15 protein-coding genes are annotated in these 18,652 nt (G+C 67.6%); 5 read left to right on the top strand and 10 right to left on the bottom strand.

From position 1 onward, the window contains the following. Window positions 1-27: 27 nt before the first annotated feature. The 4 genes from metH to Q5H94_RS19090 all read right to left on the bottom strand — a co-directional run bounded on the left by metH (window position 28) and on the right by Q5H94_RS19090 (window position 5,776). On the bottom strand, window positions 28-2,694 hold the full coding sequence (gene metH, locus Q5H94_RS19105; RefSeq protein ID WP_304562849.1) for a methionine synthase: 2,667 nt from the start codon (window positions 2,692-2,694) through the stop codon (window positions 28-30). A 114-nt stretch (window positions 2,695-2,808) separates the two neighbouring features. After that, complete coding sequence (locus Q5H94_RS19100) at window positions 2,809-3,870, bottom strand: homocysteine S-methyltransferase family protein (RefSeq protein ID WP_304562848.1); 1,062 nt, start codon at window positions 3,868-3,870, stop codon at window positions 2,809-2,811. Further along, window positions 3,867-4,814 carry a methylenetetrahydrofolate reductase [NAD(P)H] gene (gene metF / locus Q5H94_RS19095; RefSeq protein WP_304562847.1) on the bottom strand — a complete coding sequence of 316 codons (948 nt, stop codon included), beginning with the start codon at window positions 4,812-4,814 and terminating at the stop codon, window positions 3,867-3,869. The genes Q5H94_RS19100 and metF overlap by 4 nt, the downstream gene beginning before the upstream one ends. Continuing rightward, on the bottom strand, window positions 4,811-5,776 hold the full coding sequence (locus Q5H94_RS19090; RefSeq protein WP_304562846.1) for an ArsR/SmtB family transcription factor: 966 nt from the start codon (window positions 5,774-5,776) through the stop codon (window positions 4,811-4,813). Before Q5H94_RS19090 ends, metF begins: the two co-directional genes overlap by 4 nt. Before the next feature lie 137 nt (window positions 5,777-5,913). Between Q5H94_RS19090 and Q5H94_RS19085 the strand changes: the two genes are divergently transcribed. From Q5H94_RS19085 to Q5H94_RS19075, 3 genes are read left to right on the top strand one after another with little or no spacing between them, the layout of a single operon-like run. Further along, complete coding sequence (locus Q5H94_RS19085; protein WP_304562845.1) at window positions 5,914-6,192, top strand: hypothetical protein; 279 nt, start codon at window positions 5,914-5,916, stop codon at window positions 6,190-6,192. Then, entirely contained in the window at window positions 6,189-6,365 is a 177-nt protein-coding gene (locus Q5H94_RS19080; protein WP_304562844.1) for a hypothetical protein, read from the top strand. The genes Q5H94_RS19085 and Q5H94_RS19080 overlap by 4 nt, the downstream gene beginning before the upstream one ends. A gap of 4 nt (window positions 6,366-6,369) precedes the next feature. Further along, window positions 6,370-7,317: an aldo/keto reductase gene (locus tag Q5H94_RS19075; RefSeq protein ID WP_304562843.1), complete on the top strand. Its 948-nt coding sequence runs from the start codon at window positions 6,370-6,372 to the stop codon at window positions 7,315-7,317. A 108-nt stretch (window positions 7,318-7,425) separates the two neighbouring features. On the opposite strand, the gene Q5H94_RS19070 is transcribed toward Q5H94_RS19075, so the two are convergent. The 6 genes from Q5H94_RS19070 to Q5H94_RS19045 all read right to left on the bottom strand — a co-directional run bounded on the left by Q5H94_RS19070 (window position 7,426) and on the right by Q5H94_RS19045 (window position 15,645). Then, entirely contained in the window at window positions 7,426-8,811 is a 1,386-nt protein-coding gene (locus Q5H94_RS19070) for a helix-turn-helix domain-containing protein (RefSeq protein ID WP_304562842.1), read from the bottom strand. Window positions 8,812-9,066: 255 nt separating this feature from the next. Further along, complete coding sequence (locus tag Q5H94_RS19065) at window positions 9,067-10,428, bottom strand: C13 family peptidase (protein ID WP_304562841.1); 1,362 nt, start codon at window positions 10,426-10,428, stop codon at window positions 9,067-9,069. Between the two features lie 62 nt (window positions 10,429-10,490). Then, window positions 10,491-10,742 carry a CBU_0592 family membrane protein gene (locus tag Q5H94_RS19060; RefSeq protein ID WP_341850122.1) on the bottom strand — a complete coding sequence of 84 codons (252 nt, stop codon included), beginning with the start codon at window positions 10,740-10,742 and terminating at the stop codon, window positions 10,491-10,493. Continuing rightward, window positions 10,739-11,101 carry a GFA family protein gene (locus Q5H94_RS19055; protein WP_304562840.1) on the bottom strand — a complete coding sequence of 121 codons (363 nt, stop codon included), beginning with the start codon at window positions 11,099-11,101 and terminating at the stop codon, window positions 10,739-10,741. The genes Q5H94_RS19060 and Q5H94_RS19055 overlap by 4 nt, the downstream gene beginning before the upstream one ends. Before the next feature lies 1 nt (window position 11,102). Continuing rightward, window positions 11,103-13,784, bottom strand: a complete 2,682-nt coding sequence (acnA, locus tag Q5H94_RS19050) for an aconitate hydratase AcnA (protein ID WP_304562839.1) — start codon at window positions 13,782-13,784, stop codon at window positions 11,103-11,105. A gap of 181 nt (window positions 13,785-13,965) precedes the next feature. After that, a complete protein-coding gene (locus Q5H94_RS19045) occupies window positions 13,966-15,645 on the bottom strand; it encodes an alkaline phosphatase family protein (RefSeq protein ID WP_304562838.1) in 1,680 nt (559 codons plus the stop codon). Window positions 15,646-15,734: 89 nt separating this feature from the next. On the opposite strand from Q5H94_RS19045, the gene Q5H94_RS19040 reads away from it, so the two are divergent. Both Q5H94_RS19040 and bla read left to right on the top strand, forming a co-directional pair. After that, on the top strand, window positions 15,735-17,762 hold the full coding sequence (locus Q5H94_RS19040; RefSeq protein WP_304562837.1) for a protein-disulfide reductase DsbD family protein: 2,028 nt from the start codon (window positions 15,735-15,737) through the stop codon (window positions 17,760-17,762). Continuing rightward, a complete protein-coding gene (gene bla, locus Q5H94_RS19035; RefSeq protein ID WP_304562836.1) occupies window positions 17,759-18,592 on the top strand; it encodes a subclass B3 metallo-beta-lactamase in 834 nt (277 codons plus the stop codon). Before Q5H94_RS19040 ends, bla begins: the two co-directional genes overlap by 4 nt. The last annotated feature ends 60 nt before the right edge of the window (window positions 18,593-18,652 follow it).

Raw genomic sequence — 18,652 nt, 5'->3', positions numbered from 1 at the left:
ACAATGTCGTTTTGACATGGATCAGGGTCAGTCGAGGTTGGGGCGGAGCCAGCGCTTGGCAGTATCCATGTCGATGCCGCGCCGTGCGGCATAATCGACCACCTGATCCTCGCCGATGCGGGCGACGCCGAAATATTCGCTTTGCGGATGGCCGAAGTAGAAGCCCGAGACGGCGGCGGTCGGCAGCATCGCGAAACTCTCGGTCAGGGTCGCGCCGGTGTTGTGATGCGCGTCGAGCATCTTGAACAACATCGTCTTCAGGCTGTGTTCCGGGCAGGCCGGATAGCCGGGGGCGGGGCGGATGCCGCGATATTGCTCGCGGATCAGCGCCTCGTTGGTGAGCTGCTCGTCGGGGGCATAACCCCACAGCTCCTGACGGACGTGCTGGTGGAGGCGTTCGGCGAAGGCTTCGGCGAGTCGGTCGGCGAGAGCCTTCAGCAGGATGTCCGAATAATCGTCGATCGCCGCCTTGAACTTCGCCAGATGCGGCTCGATGCCGTGGATCGAGACGGCGAACCCGCCGATCCAGTCGCCCTTGGTGTCGATGAAATCGGCGAGGCACATATTCGCCCGGCCCTCGCGCTTGGCGATCTGCTGGCGGAGGAAGGGCAGGCGGAACACGTCGGTGCCGTCGACGAGGTTGAGCATGTCGAGCCCGATCAGCTCATCCGAATTGAAATCGCCCTTGGTATCGACGATCACGTCGTCGTCGTGGCGCGTGCAGACCCACAGCCCGGCGACGCCGCGCGCCGTCAGCCACTTCTCCGCGATGATGCGGTCGAGCATCTTCTGTGCATCGGCGAACAGCGAGGAGGCGCTTTCGCCGACGACCGGATCGGTCAGGATGGCGGGATAATTGCCTGCCAGTTCCCACGCCCGGAAGAAAGGCGTCCAGTCGATCACCTCGCGCAGATCGTTCAGATCCCAGTCGCGAAAGACGTGCAGGCCGGGCTTGGCGGGGGCGGGTGGCTTGAGTGCCATGTCGACGGGGAAGGGATTGGCGCGCGCCTTCGCCAGCGGGAGCAGATCGTTGTTGCCCTTGTTGGCGCGCGCGACGCGGACCGCCTCGTAATCGTCGGCGGTCTTCTGGACGAACTCGTCGCGGATCGTGTCGCTGACCAAAGTAGAGGCGACGCCGACCGCGCGGCTGGCGTCGAGAACGTGGACGACGGGGCCGTCATAGGCGGGTGCGATGCGCAGCGCGGTGTGGACCTTGGAGGTGGTGGCGCCGCCGATCAGCAGCGGCATCGTCATGCCGGCGCGCTTCATCTCCTCGGCGACGGTCACCATCTCGTCGAGCGACGGGGTGATGAGGCCGGAGAGGCCGATCATGTCGGCGTCGTTCTCGTTGGCCGCCTTGAGGATGTCCGACCACGGCACCATCACGCCCATGTCGACCACGTCGAAGCCGTTGCACTGAAGCACGACGCCGACGATGTTCTTGCCGATATCGTGAACGTCGCCCTTGACGGTGGCCATGATAATCTTGCCCTTGCCGCGCGCGCCGGGCTCCTTCGCCGCCTCGATGAAGGGGAGGAGGTGGGCGACCGCCTTCTTCATCACGCGCGCCGACTTGACGACTTGCGGCAGGAACATCTTGCCGCTGCCGAACAGGTCGCCGACGACGTTCATGCCGTCCATCAGCGGACCCTCGATCACCTCGATCGGCCGCGCGAATTGCTGGCGGCATTCCTCGGTGTCATCGACGACGTACATATCGATGCCCTTGACGAGGGCGTGTTCGAGCCGCTTCGTGACCGGCCAGCCGCGCCATTCCTCGGCGGCCTTTTCCTGTGCGGCGTCGGTGCCGCGGAAGCGCTCGGCGATGGCGATCAGACGTTCGGTCGGCGTTTCGTCGGGATTGCGGGCGGGCTTGTTGAGGATGACGTCCTCGCACGCCTCGCGCAGTTCGGGATCGATATCGTCGTAGATGTCGAGCTGGCCGGCGTTGACGATCGCCATGTCGAGCCCGGCGGGGATGGCATAATAGAGGAACACCGAGTGCATTGCGCGCCGCACCGGCTCGTTGCCGCGGAAGCTGAAGCTGAGGTTGGAGAGACCGCCCGAGAAATGGACATGCGGGCAGCGCGCCTTGATCTCCTTCACCGCCTCGATGAAATCGACGCCGTAATTGTTATGCTCCTCGATCCCCGTCGCGACCGCGAACACGTTGGCATCGAAGATGATATCCTCAGGCGGGAAGCCGATCGTCATCAATACGTTATAGGCGCGCTCGCAGATCTCGATCTTGCGCTGCTGCGTATCGGCCTGCCCGACCTCGTCGAACGCCATGACGACGACGGCCGCGCCGTAGGCCATGCAGCGGCGGGCCTCCTTGAGAAACTTCTCCTCGCCCTCCTTCATGCTGATCGAATTGACGATCGGCTTGCCGGAGACGCATTTCAGCCCGGCCTCGATCACGTCCCACTTGGAGGAATCGACCATCACCGGGATGCGCGCGATGTCGGGCTCGGCCTGGATGAGCTTGAGGAAGGTCGTCATCGCCTCGTGCGCGTCGAGCAGGCCCTCGTCCATGTTGACGTCGAGTACCTGCGCGCCCGATTCCACCTGCTGCCGCGCCACCTCGATCGCGGCGGGATAGTCGCCCGCCATGACCAGCTTCTTGAAGCGTGCCGATCCGGTGACGTTGGTGCGCTCGCCGATGTTGACGAAGTTGGTCGAGGAGAAGGTCATGGCGTCTTTCTTCTCCCCTCCCGCTTGCGGGAGGGGGCGGGGGAGGGCCTGTCAATACCGGACGACTAGAGGACAGGCCCTCCCCTAGCCCCTCCCGCAAGCGGGAGGGGGAGTTTACGCCGCCATCGTCATCGGCTCCAGCCCGGCGAGGCGGGTTACGATCGGCGGGGTCGGGGGGATGCGCGGCTTGAGGCCCGCCACCGACTTCGCGATCGCGGCGATGTGCGCGGGCGTCGAGCCGCAGCAGCCGCCGAGGATGTTGACCTGGCCCGCATCGGCCCATTCCTTCACCAGCCCTGCCGTTGTCTCGGGCAGTTCATCATACGCGCCGAGCTCGTTGGGGAGCCCCGCGTTGGGATAGACCATGATCAGCGTGTCGCAGATGCCCGACAGCGTCTTGACGTGGGGGCGGAGCTGCTCCGCGCCGAACGAGCAGTTGAGACCGATCGTCACCGGCTTGGCATGGCGCACCGCGTGCCAGAACGCCTCTACCGTGTGGCCCGACAGGTTGCGCCCCGACAGATCGGTCAGCGTCATCGACAGCATGATCGGCACGTCGACCCCGCGCGCCTCGCCCGCCTCGATCGCGGCCATGATGCCGGCCTTGGCGTTCAAGGTATCGAACACCGTCTCGATCAGGATGAAGTCCGCGCCGCCGTCGAGCAAAGCATCGGTCTGCTCGCGATAGACGTCTTTCAGGTAATCGAAGTCGATTTCGCGGAAGCCCGGATCATTGACGTCCGGCGACAGCGACAGCGTCTTGTTGGTCGGCCCGATCGCGCCGGCCACGAAGCGCGGGCGCCAAATACCTTTTTCGGCGTCCTTCGCCTGATATTCATCGGCGATGCGGCGCGCGAGCCGGGCGCTCTCGATATTGATGTCCTTCACCAGGCCTTCCGCCCCGTAATCGGCCTGGCTGATGACGTTAGCGGAGAAGGTATTGGTCTCGGCGATATCGGCCCCGGCCTCGAAATAGGCGCGGTGGATCGTCTCGGGCACTTCGGGCTTCGACAGCGCGAGGATGTCGTTATTGCCCTTCTGGTCCTTCGACAGGCCGAGATTGCCCATGTAATCGGCCTCGGCGAGCTTCCAGTTCTGGATCTCGGTGCCGAACGCGCCGTCGGTGATGAGGATGCGCTTGGCGGCCTCGGCGAGCAGGGATTGGCGAGCGCTCATGCGGCGACGACCTCCGGGGTTTTGGCCGCCGTCTTCGCGCGCAGGCCGAGCAAATGGCAGATCGCGAAGCTGAGTTCGGCCTTGTTCATCGTGTAGAAGTGGAATTGCTTGACGCCGCCGGCGTAGAGCTTGCGGCACATCTCGGCCGCGACCGTCGCCGCGACGAGCTGCCGCGCGGCGGGGTGATCGTCGAGGCCTTCGAACAGGCGCAGCAGCCAGCCGGGAATGTCCGTCGCGCACATCGCCGCCATGCGTTGCACGCCCGCGAAGCTGCCGATCGGCATGATGCCGGGCACGATCTCCGCGTCGATGCCCGCCGCCGCTGCCGCGTCGCGGTAGCGGAAGAAGGTGTCGGGCGAGAAGAAGAACTGCGTCAGCGCGCGGTCGGCACCGGCATCGAGCTTGCGCTTGAGATTGTCGAGATCGAACGCCTGATCGCGCGAATCGGGGTGGCATTCGGGATAGCCCGCCACCGAAATCTCGAACGGATGCAGGCGCTTGAGGCCCTCGACGAGTGCGGCGGCGTTCTCATAGCCGCCGGGATGGGCCGCGTAGGGCGCGCCGCCGGGCACGTCGCCGCGCAGCGCGACGATATGGCGCACGCCCGCATCCCAATATTCCCCTGCGATCGCGTCGATCTCCCCCCGCGTCGCCTCGACGCAGGTGAGGTGCGCGGCGGCGGGGACGCCGGTGTCGCGCGCGATGCGCGCGACGGTCGCGTGCGTGCGGTCGCGCGTCGATCCGCCCGCGCCGTACGTCACCGAAAGGAAGCGCGGGCCCAAAGGTGCCAGCGTCTCGATCGAATCCCACAGCGCGATTTCCGCCTTGTCGGTCTTCGGCGGGGAGAATTCGAAGCTCACCGTCATGTCGCCGGCCACGTCGGCATAGAGCGGCGCGTCGAGCGCGCGGCGGGCCTCCTCGAGTTGCGAGACCGAGATCGTCATGCTGCCTTCACCTCTTGTACGCCTGCCGTCTGCGCGCCCGACACCCGGCGCGCAAGCCACAGCTTCACCGTCAGCTCGCCACCGTCGAGCGTTTCCGTCTTTACGGGCGCGAGGCCCGCCGCGGCGAACCAGGTCGCCATCTGTTCGTCCGCGAAGCCGAGGCGGGTGTGCCCTTCCTTCGCGCGCAGCTCCTCGCGGTCGTGGGGCGCGAAATCGGCGATCAGGAGCCGGCCGCCGGGGGCGAGCACGCGCGCGGCCTCGGCGATGGCGGCGCCGGGCTGCTGCGCGAAATGCAGGACGTGGTGGATGATGCCGGTGTCGGCGCCGCCATCGGGCAGCGGCAGCGCGTAGAGATCGGCCTGGCGCAGCTCCGCGGTATTGAGCCCCGACAGTTTCGCGCGCGCGAGGCGCAGCATTTCCGAGCTGCGATCGATGCCCAATGCGGATTCGGCCGACCCGGCGAACAGTTCGAGCATCCGCCCGGTGCCGGTGCCGATATCGACGAGGCGGCCGACCGGCGCATCCGCCAGCGCCGCCTCGATCGCGGCCTCGACCTGCTCCTCGGCGATGTGGAGCGAGCGGATCGCGTCCCATTGCCCGGCGTTCGATTCGAACCATTGCGCTGCCGAGGCAGCTCGGTCGGCGCGAACCGCCGCGAGCCGTGCGGCATCCGCCGTCGCCCAGTGATCGGGCTGTACCGCGTTCCACGCATCGAGTGCGGCGGCGACGGGCGCGACCTTCTCGCCCGCGCCGAGCGCCACGAACACCCAGCTGCCTTCCTTGCGGCGTTCGGCGAGGCCGGCGTCGCAGAGGATCTTGACGTGGCGGCTGACGCGCGGCTGGCTCTGGCCGAGCACCTGCGCGAGTTCGCCGACCGACAGTTCCATCGAGCGCAGCAGCGCGAGGATGCGCAGCCGCGTCCCGTCGGCAAGCGCGCGGAAGATATCGAGGGCGATCGTCATGGTCGGCACGAGACATAAAGATATCTTTATATGCGGTCAATCGACGTGTGCGTGAAACGCCGGAGCGATCTGTCGATTGCGCGCGTTGTCGGGCTTGGGTTAGGCCTGCCCGCGATCCCCCACGGAGAGTTTCGACCATGAAAAAGACCGCCATCCTGCTTACTCTCGGCCTGCTCGCCGCGTGCAGCCCCAAGGCGCAGAACGAGACTTCGGAGGCGGCATCCGCGATTTCCGCCGATGCCAATGCGACGATGAGCGCCGCCGCGCGCGATACCGAGGACGCCACCGACAAGGCGCTGGGCGCGGCCGAGGCCAAGATGGACAATGCCGCGAGCGCGCTCGGCAATGCGACCGACAAGGCGCGCGGCAAGGCCGGGCAGGCGTTGAAGGACGCCGGCAACGAGATCGACGAATGATCCTGCGCCTGCTGCCCTGCGCCGCGTTGCTGATGCTGGCCGCGTGCGGATCGGGCAGTTCCGCGCCCGGTGCGGCGACACCGGGCGAGGCGCAGGCGCTTAACGACGCGGCGGTGATGCTCGATGCCAACAGCGTCGATGCCAACGCGGCGACCTTCGTCAACGAGGACTAGACTTATGACCGACCTTCGCCGCCTCGGCGCGACCGATTTCCACATCCTGCCGCTGGTGCTGGGCGGCAACGTGTTCGGCTGGACGATCGACGAGAAGCAGAGCTTCGCGGTACTCGACGCCTTCGTCGCGGGCGGCGGCAGCCTGATCGACACCGCCGACGCCTATTCGGCCTGGGTGCCGGGCAATTCCGGCGGCGAATCGGAGACGATCATCGGTGCGTGGCTGAAGGCTTCGGGCAAGCGCGATCAGGTGCAGATCGCCAGCAAGGTCGGGCTTCTTAACGCCGACAAGGGCGCGAATCTGTCGCCGGATCGCATCATCGCGGGCTGCGAGGCGTCGCTCAAGCGGCTCGGCGTCGAGACGATCGATCTCTATTTCGCCCACCGCGACGATCCGCGCGTGCCGCTCGACGCACTGATGGAGGCGTTCGGCACGCTGGTGAAGCAGGGCAAGGTGCGCGCGCTCGGCGGATCCAACTACAAGGCGGCGCGGCTGAAGGCGGTCAACGACGCGGCGCGCGCGGCAGGCGTGCCGCATTTCCAGGTGCTGGAGCCGAACTACAATCTTGTCCACCGCCACGATTTCGAAGGCGAGCTGCAGGATTATTGCGTCGAGCATAATATCGGCGTCGTGCCCTATTACGGGCTCGCCTCGGGCTTTTTGACCGGCAAGTATCGCAGCGCCGGCGACATGAAGCAGAGCGTGCGCGGCGGCGGCATGGGCGAGCTGATCGAGACCAAGTCCGGCGTGCTGGCGGTGATGGACGCGATCGCGGCGGAGACGGGCGCGAGCCTGGCGCAGATCGCGCTGGCGTGGCTGGCGGCGCAACCCGGCGTGACCGCGCCGATCGCGAGCGCGACCAAGGTGTCGCAGGTCGAGGATCTGCTTGGTTCGACGCGGCTGAAGCTGAGCGCCGAGCAGATCGAGCGGCTGGATGTGGCGGGGGCTTAGCCTCGATCCCCGTTCGCCCTGAGCTTGTCGAAGGGCTGTTCTTCTTTGCAGCCGCGGAAAGAAGGACAGGGCTTCGACGAGCTCAGCCCGAACGGATTGGGGACGCCGTTAGTCCCGCCCGAACGTAAAGGCGGACACCCCGCGCTGGCGTTCGTCGATCAGCAGCGGGCGGCCGGCGGGCGGGGCGGAGCGTTGCGGGCAGGCGCCGCGCTGGCAGGCGCGGCAGCCGAGGCCGATCGGGGTGGCGGAGCCCTTGAGGTCGATGCCGCGCGCTGCCGCCAGCGTGCCCGCGAGATCGGCGGAAATCCCCAGCGCCATCGCGAATTCGGCGTTGATCGCGCCGAGGCCGCGGCTTTCCGGCGCGACGGTGCGCGACAGGGTGAGCCAGCGCGTCTCGTCCTCCAGCTCCACCACCTGCACCTTGAGCACCCCGGGCCGGTCGAAGGCGGCGTGGATCGTCCACAGCGGGCAGCGGCCGTCGGTCTCGGCGAGCGCCGCGCCGCTAGCGCCGGCGAAGCGCTTTGAGGTCTGGCCCGCGCGGTCGACGCGGACGATGAAGAACGGCAGGCCGCGCGCGCCGACGCGCTGCAACGTCGTCAGCCGGTGCGCGATCTGTTCGAACCCCGCGCCGAAGCGATGTGCGAGCAGTTCGAGGTCGTAACCGGTCGCCTCGCAGGCACGCAGGAAGCGGGCGTAGGGCATCATCACGGCCGCGGCGAAATAGCTGGCGAGGTGGCGGCGGTAGAGGCGTTCCGCCGCGCGGTCGGCGAAGGCGGCGCCCTTGGCGAGTGCGTCGATCTCGCCGCGCGCCTCGATCAGCCCGAGCTGGAGGGCGGCGGCGAAGGTGCGCGAAGCGGGGCTGAGCGTCTCGGAAAGCTGGAGCTGGCGCGCGTGAAGGTCGAGCCGGAGCTGGAGGTCGGGCATGACATCGACCGGCAGGATGCGGATCTGGAGCTGGTGTTTCACGCGCAGGCGTTCGCCGATCGCACCATAGAGATCGCCCGCCGCCAGCCGCAGCTCGTCGGCGACAGCCTCCGCGGCGGCGTCGAGATCGGCAAAATGGCCGCGCCAGCGCTCGATCTCGCGGCGGACCTCGGCGATGGGATCGGTGGCATCGCCCGCGAGGAGCGCGCCTGCGCCGATCCGGTCATAGGCGCGCGCGAACGCCTCGACCCCGCCGGGGGCGGCCGCCATCCATTCCTCGATCTGGGTGCGATCGATCTCGAGATCGGTGAACAGCGGATCGGCGAGCCGCCGACGAACCGCCGCCTCGCCGCCGCCGGGCTCGCCCGCTGCCAGGCTGCGCGGATCGAAATCGAACCCCTCGGCCAGCCGCACGAGCAGAGCCGCCGACAAGGGCCGCTGGTTGCGCTCGACGAGGTTGAGGTAGCTGGGGGAGATGGCGAGCGTTTCCGCCATCGCCGCTTGCGTCAGGCCCGCGCGGCGGCGCAGCCGCTTCACCGAATGTCCCGCGAAGAGTTTGCGATCCGCCATGTCCGGCATCAAGGCGAATGCGCAAAATTTGTCAATAACATTACAATCAGACGTGAACGTGACACCATAATTTCACAACAGCACCGTCTTGTATGGAAATATTACGCCTCGGTTTCCGCAACTTGCGCTACGCGGGCTGGGAACAGCAGGTGCCACAGACACCGCCGTGAAAGTTTTTCCTGGGGAGGAAAGGTGCCCGCCGAGCTCGTCTCGGCGGGCATTCCTCGTTCTGGGGCGTGGCTCTGGACGAGGCCGCTATCGAACGGGGCGCTCCCGCCACACCGCCTGCATATTGCGCCCGACCTGAACCTGCGGAAGCGAGGGCAGCATCCGGCCGCTTCGCTCCTTCGCGGCAATCTTACGCCTGGCCTCCTCGAACGCATCCCGAAGCGAGATTTTCGGGGATGACAGGCTGCCAAGAAATGCTTCGCCGAAAAAGGTGAGCTGCCGGCTGTCGTCGCAGCCGAACGAGGTGCGATCCTTGGCGGCGGCGGTGATGACGATCGTGTCGTCATCGGCGAGCGGGGGAATCCAGGTGCCGGCGTAGCAGGCCGATATCACGATGATGCGCCGTTTGAACCCCGCCGCGTTCAGTGCCGCAGCGGTCGACGTGGCGGAGATCGTCTGGACCGATTGATAATCGGACAAGTCGCTCGCCAACTCGGCGTCGCGGCTGCCGTGCGAGGCGAGATAGAGAAACACCAGATCGTGCGCGCGATCGGCGCGGTCTGCGAGGGTCCGCGTCATCGCGGCGATGTTATCGCGCGTCGCGAGCGGGACGTGCATCTGATCGTCGGCGGCGTTCGACAGCAGCGCGCCGCCCCTGTCCGCCGTGCCGAAATGCGCGGCGGCGGCACGCAGCGCGGCATGGGCCTCCCGCCCGAACAGATCCTGCGCGCCAGACCCGGCCACCGCCACCGCATAGACGTTCGCCGCGTCAGCCGCGCGCGGCTGGAACGCGGCCGCCTGCTTCGCGATGAGAGCAGGCTGCGCGCCCCAGAGCAGGTCGGGTTCGATATCGGGCGCGCGCGACCGGGTTTCCGGCGGATCGGCGCGGCCGATCAGCGGGCGAATCGCTTCGGAGACTGCCCAGAAGCGATAGTCGCTGCCGGCCAACGCATTCGCGCCGAACAGGGGTAGTGCGGCCAGCAGGATTGCGCTTAGGCGTCGCCGGCGGCTGCGAACCGGCCGATAGCCAGCCTCGACCAAGTAGATGCTGCCGGCGACGGTGAGGCAGAACCGGATACCATCGATGACGCCGTCTAAGACCGGCGGCGCGTCGAGCTTCATCAGAAACGCCAGCAGGCCCGTCGCCAGGCCCAGCGAAGCGAACGCGCTGATTAGATGCAGCGCGGCACCGCGCAGCCGCATCCCCCATGCGGCGAGAAGACCCGCGAAGATCGGCGTCCCGGCCAGATACAGGCCGGCGGTGACGAGGTTTGCGCCGTCGCCCGGAAAGCAGATGTGTTCGGCGATGCCGATGATCGTCGCCGCCGCCCACAGCAGCGCTATCCGCGCCGGCGAATTGGGGAAGGCACGACGATACCAGCCTGGAATCCCGATGCCGCCGTCGGTCGTTCCCTCGGTCGGTCGATGGGCGATCCTGATATCCGTCACGGCCTAAGCGGCTCCCACCCGTCGCTGCCGGGTGGGCGTAGAACGACCTTCTCAATCTTCCCTTAAGGCGCGCGCTTTCCCCACAGCCTTGCCAGCGTCACCACGCCGATCAGGCACCACACGACGTTGAGAATGGTCGAGGGCCATGCGCCGTGCGAGCCCGAGTTGACGATGAAGCCCGCCGCACCCACCACGTTGAGCCACTGGAACGCCCCCGACGTGCCCGACAGCCGCCCCATCGACACCAGCAGATAGCTCGCGAGGATCAGCACGGCGGCGATCCAGCCGATGCCTTCGATGACGATCGCGATCACAGCGGCCAGCTGCGGCCGTCGATATGGTCCGTCGCAATCCCGGCGATGTCCGCGGGATCGAACAGGTTCATGTTAATGCCCATGCGCGGGCAATCCAGCGGCACGATCGCGTGCCACTGAACGATGCAGCCGCATGTCCGGCAGCGATCGGTCGAGAGGCAGGGTTCGGGCATGTCGGCGCGGACATAGCCGTCGAGCGTGCCGGTGACGGTCACATCGGCGGGATCGTAATAGCCCCAGACCGCGCCCGTCTTGGTACAGAGCGTGCAGTTGCAGCGGCTGAGACCGTCGGGCCGCGCGGGCAGGCTGACCGTCACCGCGCCGCAGTGGCACGCGCCGGTCAGCCTGCCGTGCGTCACCTCACGCCGCCAGCTTGCGCAGGACGTACTGGAGGATGCCGCCGTTGAGGAAATAGTCGAGCTCGTTGACGGTATCGATCCGGCAGCGCGTCTTGAAGGTTTCGACCGTGCCGTCGGCGCGCGTCAGCGTCACGTCGACGTCCTGGCGTGGGCGGATGTCCGCAACGCCGAGGATGGTGAAGGTCTCGCTGCCGTCGAGCTTGAGCGTCTGGCGGGTGACGCCGTCGGCGAACTGTAGCGGGAGGACGCCCATGCCGACGAGGTTCGAGCGGTGGATGCGCTCGAAGCTCTCGGTGATGACGGCGCGCACGCCGAGCAGGTTGGTGCCCTTCGCCGCCCAGTCGCGCGACGATCCGGTGCCGTACTCCTTGCCCGCGATGACGACGAGCGGCACGCCGTCCGCCTTGTAGCGCATGGCGGCGTCGTAGATCGCCATCGTCTCGCCGGTCGGGACGTAGTTGGTCACGCCGCCCTCGATGCCCGGCGTCATCTCGTTCTTGATGCGGATGTTGGCGAAGGTGCCGCGCATCATCACTTCATGGTTGCCGCGGCGCGCGCCGTAGCTGTTGAAGTCGGCCTTCGAGACCTGATGCTCGAGCAGATACTTGCCACCCGGGCTGTCGGCCTTGATCGATCCGGCGGGCGAGATGTGATCGGTGGTGATCGAATCCGCGAAGATGGCGAGCGGGCGCGCATCGACGATGTCCTCGGTCGGCACCGGCGTCATCGTCATGCCTTCGAAATACGGCGGGTTGGCGACATAGGTCGAACCCGCGCGCCAGGCGTAGGTGTCCGATCCCGTGACGTCGATCGCCTGCCAGCGCGTGTCGCCGGTGAACACCGAGGCGTAGCGCGACTGGAACATGGCGCGATCGATATTGGCATCCATCACCGAGCGGACCTCGGCATTGGTCGGCCAGATGTCCTTGAGGTAGACGTCGGTGCCGTCGGTCGCCTGGCCGATCGGGGTGGTGGTGAAATCCTCCACGACCGTGCCCTTCAGCGCATAGGCGACGACCAGCGGTGGCGAGGCGAGGAAGTTGGCGCGCACGTCCGGCGAGACGCGGCCCTCGAAGTTGCGGTTGCCCGAGAGAACCGAGGCGGCGACGATGTCGTTGCCGTTGATCGCCTTCGAGATCGGCTCGGCGAGCGGGCCGCTGTTGCCGATGCAGGTGGTGCAGCCATAGCCGACGAGGTTGAAGCCGACCGCGTTGAGATCCGCCGTCAGCCCGGCCTTGTCGAGATAGTCGGTCACGACCTGCGAGCCCGGCGCGAGCGACGTCTTGACCCAGGGCTTGGGCTTGAGGCCATAGGCGTTGGCCTTGCGCGCGACGAGGCCGGCGGCGACCAGCACCGAGGGGTTCGAGGTGTTGGTGCAGCTCGTGATCGCGGCGATGACGACGTCGCCGTCGCCGATGTCATGGTCGCGGCCCTCGACGGGTGCGCGCTTGGCCGATGCGTGGCTGTAGACCTTGACGAGATCGGCGTTGAACGTGTCGTCGACCTCGGTGAGGATCACCTTGTCCTGCGGGCGCTTGGGGCCGGCGAGCGAGGGGACGACGGTCGACACGTCGAGGCCGAGCGTGTCGGTGAAGATGGGATCGGGCGCGTCGGCGTGGCGCCAGAAGCCCTGCGCCTTGGCATAGGCCTCGGTCAGCGCGACAGTCTCTTCGCTGCGGCCGGTGAGGCGCATGTAATCGAGCGTCGCATCGTCGACCGGGAAGAAGCCGCAGGTCGCGCCGTATTCGGGCGCCATGTTGGCGATCGTCGCGCGGTCGGCGAGGCTGAGCGTGTCGAGCGCCGGGCCGTAGAATTCGACGAAGCGGCCGACCACGCCCTTGGCGCGCAGCATCTGCGTGACGGTCAGCACGAGATCGGTGGCGGTGATGCCTTCGCCCAGCACGCCGGTCAGCTTGAAGCCGACGACTTCGGGGATCAGCATCGACACCGGCTGGCCGAGCATCGCGGCCTCCGCCTCGATGCCGCCGACGCCCCAGCCGAGCACGCCGAGGCCGTTGACCATCGTCGTGTGGCTGTCGGTGCCGACGCAGGTGTCGGGATAGGCGATCGTCTTGCCGTCGGGCGCGACCGAGGACCACACCGCCTGCGCGATGTTCTCGAGGTTGACCTGGTGGCAGATGCCGGTGCCGGGGGGCACGACCTTGAAATTGTCGAGCGCCTTGCTGCCCCACTTCAGGAACTCGTAACGCTCGTTGTTGCGCTGATATTCGAGCTCGACGTTATCCTCGAACGCCTTGGGCGTGCCGAATTCGTCGACCATCACCGAGTGATCGATGACGAGGTGGACGGGGACGAGCGGGTTGATCTTGGCCGCGTCGCCGCCGAGCTTGGTGATGGCGTCGCGCATGGCCGCGAGATCGACCACGCAGGGCACGCCGGTGAAATCCTGCATCAGCACACGCGCGGGGCGATACTGGATCTCGCGGTCGGGCGCGTTCGGGTTCTGCTGCCAGTCGATGATCGCCTGGATATCGTCCTGGTTGACGGTGACGCCGTCCTCGAAGCGCAGCAGGTTTTCGAGCAGCACCTTCATCGAGAAGGGCAGGCGGCTGATGTCGCCGAGCTTTTCCGCCGCCTTGGTCAGCGAGTAATAGTCGTAGGACGCGCCGTTCACGTCGAGCGTTGCGCGGGTTCCGAGCGTATCCTGGCCGATGGCGGTCATGCGGGTCCTTCCCTGTTGTGACCCCCGGCACGTGAAGCGCGGCGGGGAGGCGGCGCTTACGCCGCTGGCGCGCCCACGAGCGGGGCGAATGCGAGAGTCGCCGCGGGCCTTAGCAAGCGTATCGCCGGGGGGGAAGTGTGCTGCAGTGCAACCGACTCGCAGTAAGCCCGCGCTATTGTCCTTACGGACAGGTCGTCCCGGTATCGCCGTCCAGATCGAGACAGCGCCCGTCGGGCAGCGGTGCGCTCAGCGGCAGGCCGATCGCGCCGGCGAGCGTCGGCATGATATCGACCGTCTCGACCGACAGCGGCTGTTCGAAGCCGGTCATGCCCTTGCGCCAGAACAGGATCGGCACGCGGCGGTCGTAGTCCCAGAAGCTGCCGTGCGTGGCGACCGCGCCGTGCAAGGGATCGGTCGGGGTGATGCGCGGGTTGAGCGCGACGACGATGTCGCCCGAACGCAACGGATTGTACGACGCCTTGGCGCGCATGATGAGCGGCCACGTCTCGGGCGGGCCCTTCGGCGCGGGCGAGGCGGCGATCTCCGCGCCGGAGAAAGCGGCGGCGACCTGCGGGTTGGCGCGATAGACCTTGAGCGCCTCGGCCAGGACGGCGGCTTTCTGCGCCTTGGTCAGCTTGGTGTTGATCCAGACATCGCCCGATCCGCTGTCGCCGAGCAGAACGTCGCCGGTCAGCTTGAGCTTCGCGGTGACGGCGGCGTTGACCGCCTTGGTCGTCGTTTCGGGATTGAGGCGCGCGGCCATCGGCATGGCGTGGTCGCGGTTACGCTCGGGCAGGTCGTGGCCGCCGTGATCGGCCGTCAGGACGACGAGATAATCGACGCCGGTCTTGTCGAGCTGGTCGAACAGCAGGCCGAGCGACTGATCGAGATTGGTGAGCTGGATGCACATCTCCGCGCCGGACGTGCCGTAGGTGTGGCCGACATAATCGGTCGCCGAGGCGCCGATGTCGATCAGGTCGGTGGCGTCGCCCTGGCCGAGCTTCATGTCGCGCACCAGCCCGGCGGCGAGTGCAAGGATCGCCTCGTCGAAGGCAGGGGAGGCGCGGAACTTGGCCCCGTTGCCGGCTTCGCGTTCGAAGCGGCCGGTGCCGACCGTCTTGCCCTCTCCGATCGGGATCGCGCGGTCATGCCCGGCGCAGAAGGCGGGCTCCTCGTAGGCCGCTTGCGGCTCGGCGATGCGCGCGGACGCCGCCGCGTTGATTTGCGTGACGACGGGGGGCGTGGCGCGGCCGGCGTAGGTGACGAAGGCCTTGCCGTCCCACCACCAGATCTCGTCGAGCGTCTTGCGGTGGCCGCCCATCATCACCGCCGCGCGGTCCTTGCCGGCGACCGAAACGGTGCGGCTGGCGGAGTTCGCCGCCTTCATGCGTTCGCCGAGCGTCGGGACGAGCAGGTGATCGTCGGAGACGGTGTATTTGCTCGCGGTGCTGCCGGGCACGCTCTCATCCTCGGCGCAGTAGATGCTCTTGTCGGCGAGCGGCGATTTCTGGTCGATCCAGGTGTTGGCGATGATGCCGGTGTGCGCGGGGCGGAAGCCCGACAGGATGGTCGAATGGCCAGGGCAGGTCTCGGTCGCGGCGTGGCTCTGATAGCCCGAGGGAAAGACGTCGCCGGTCAGCAGGCGCGCGAAACCCTTGGTGAAATGGTTGCGATATTCGGCGAACAGATCGGCCGAGAATTGATCGACCGAGATCGCGACGATCAGCTTGGGTGCGGGGCGCGGGGCGGCGGGGGCGCTCGACGGCGGGATCGCGACAGGCGTGGGGCCGGTCTGCGCGGAAAGGGGCGTAGCGGCGAGGAGCGCGGCGACCGCACCTATGAGAGTTTTCGGGCGCTGCATGATTTTCCCTTTCACTGGCGACGTTTTTGAGGACAGGGCACTCCCGCAGCCGCTATGGCCGAGCCGCTTCCCGCTCACAAGGACCGCAGATGCGTGCTGTTCATTACCTGTTCGTGACGATCCTGGCCTTGCTGTGGGCGGGTGCGGCACAGGCGGACGCCCTGCCGGCAATCGGCGAGCGGCATCTGGCGATGAGCCTCGTCGCGGAGAGCGAGACGCCGGCGGCGGGCAAGGACGTGACGCTGGCGATCGACACGAAGCCGGAAGCCGGCTGGCACGGTTACTGGCAGACGACGGGTGATGCGGGCTTCCCGGCCGATTTCACCTGGACGCTGCCCAAGGGCGTGACCGCCAGCGCGCCCGCCTATCCGCTGCCGGGGCGGCTGATCGTCGCGGGGCTGATGAACTATGTGTTCGAAAAGCCCTATGCGCTGCTGGTGACGTTGCACGTTCCGGCGGGCCTCGCGGCGGGGACGAAGTTGCCGGTGAAGCTGCACGCGTCATATCTCGTCTGCTCGGCGAGCGTGTGCGTGCCGGAAACCGCGGACGTGGCGACTGAGCTTACGATCGGCGACGGGGCGATTACGCCCGAGAACGCCGCGCGCTTCGATGCGTGGCGGCGGGCGATTCCGAAGCCGCTCGATGCGGCGGGCACGTTCGAGGTGAAGGACGCGGCGTTGCGGATCGCGGTGCCCTATCCGGCCAGCGCGCCGCTCAGCGACGCTTATTTCTATCCGATCTCGACGGAGCTGGTCGATTTCGCCGCGCCGCAGACGATCACGCGCGACGGCGACCGGATCGTGATCGCGACCAAGGCGAAGGGCACCGGAACGGGGCCGCTTAGCGGCGTGCTGGCGATCGGCGGCGAGCAGGGCCTGCGCGTGACGGCGCAGCCGGGCGCGGTCGCCGGGAGCGCGCCGCCCGCGCCCGCGCAGGGTTGGTTGATGGCGACCTTGATCGCCTTTGCCGGCGCGATGCTCGGCGGGTTGATCCTCAATGTCATGCCGTGCGTGTTCCCGATCCTCAGCCTCAAGGCGCTGAGCCTCGCGCGCGGCCACCTCGACGAGCGCAGCGCGCGGGCGGAGGCGCTCGCCTATACGGCCGGCGTCGTGGCGGTGTGCGTGGCGCTGGGCGGGGCGATCCTCGCGTTGCGCGCGGGCGGGAGCGCGGTCGGCTGGGCGTTCCAGTTGCAGGATCCGCGCGCGATCGTCGTGCTGCTGCTGCTGACGGTGGCGCTGTCGCTCAACCTCGGCGGACTGTTCGAGATCCCGACGCCGCAGTTCGTCAACAAGGCGGGCGGCGCAGGCGGCGCGTTCGCGACCGGCGCGCTGGCGGCGTTCATCGCGACGCCGTGTACCGGGCCGTTCATGGGTGCGGCGCTGGGCGCGGCGCTGGTGCTGCCGTGGGCGGCGGCGCTGGCGGTGTTCGCGGGGCTCGGGCTCGGGCTGGCATTGCCGTTCCTCGCGCTGGGCTTCGTACCGGCGCTGCGGAAGATGTTGCCGAAGCCTGGGAACTGGATGGTGACGTTCCGCCATGTCCTCAGCGTGCCGATGTGGCTGACGGCGATTGCGCTGGCGTGGGTGCTGGGGCGGCAGGCGGGGGTCGACGGGCTGACGGCGGCGTTGATCGCGGCGCTGGCGGTCGGCGTGTTGCTGTGGTGGGGCGGGGCGCGGCAGGCGAAGGGCAAGGCGTTCGGCGCGGCGGCGCTGATCGGCATCGTCGCGGTGGCGGCCTTCGCGAGCGGATCGATCGCGCGGTTGCCCAAGCCCGAGGTGGCGGTCGCGAGTGCCGCCGGAGAGCCCTTCAGCGAGGACCGGCTCGCACAACTGCGCGCGCAGAAGCGCCCGGTCTTTGCCTATTTCACCGCCGACTGGTGCCTGACGTGCAAGGTCAACGAGAAGGCCGCGATCGAGACCGACGCGACCCGCGCCGCCTTCAGGCAGAAGAATGTCGCGGTGCTGGTCGGCGACTGGACCGACGGCGACGCGAAGCTCGGCCGCTTCATCGAGGCGCACAATCGCGCTGGCGTGCCGCTGTACCTCTACTACGCGCCGGGCGCTGCCGAGCCGCAGGTACTGCCGCAGGTGCTGACGCCGGGCACGCTGGCGGCGCTGTGAGACGTTTCCTTGCCCTCGCTTTGTCGCTCGCCGCGCCGGCAGCCGCGCAGCAGCCCGAATGGTCGGAACCGCAAGCGCCGTTCCATATCGCCGGGCCGGTCTGGTACGTCGGCACGAAGGGCCTCGGCGTCTATGCGATCAAGACCGATGCGGGCGCGATCCTCGTCAGCGCGGCGCAAGCGAAAGACGCGGACCTGATCGAGAAGAATTTGCGCGCGATCGGCGTGGTGGGCGGGCAGCTCAAGCTGATGCTCAACTACCATGCACATTACGATCACGCCGGGTTCGCGCCGATCAAGGCCGATACCGGCGCGCTGCTGCTGTCCTCCGCCGCCGATGCCGATGCGTTGCGAAAGGGCCGGCACGAGGCGGACAACGAGAACGGCCACACGCTCTTCCCCGCCGTCCCGGTCGATCGCATCGTGCGCGACGGGGAGACGGTGCGATTGGGCGGCGTCGGCATCACCGCAACGCTCACCCCCGGTCATACGCCCGGCTGCACGACCTGGTCGCTGCCCGTCACCGACCGGGGCCGCACGCTGCGGGTGGTGTTTCCGTGCAGCATCACCGTTGCCGGCAACGTGCTGGTCGGTAACAAATCCTATCCCGGCATCGTCGCCGATTACCGCAAGAGCTTTGCGCGACTGGCGCGGATGAAGGCCGATATCGTCCTGCCGATGCACCCCGAGTTCAACGATGTGCTGGGCCGCGAAGCGCGCGCGGCGGCGGGGAATCGCGACGCTTTCGTCGATCGCAGGGCGCTGCCCCGTATCGTCGCCGAGGCGCGCACCGCGTTCGAGAAGGAGCTCTCGCGCCAGCAAAGGCGATAATCGCCTCTTGTGCGGCGCAATAACATGACGCAGCATGGAGCCTTACGGACTTGGGGGGCG

The sequence above is a fragment of the Sphingomonas immobilis genome, assembly GCF_030580995.1.
Lineage (GTDB): Bacteria > Pseudomonadota > Alphaproteobacteria > Sphingomonadales > Sphingomonadaceae > Sphingomonas > Sphingomonas immobilis.
The sequence above is the reverse complement of the archived record's forward strand: the minus strand, read 5'-3'. Positions and strand labels throughout refer to the sequence as shown.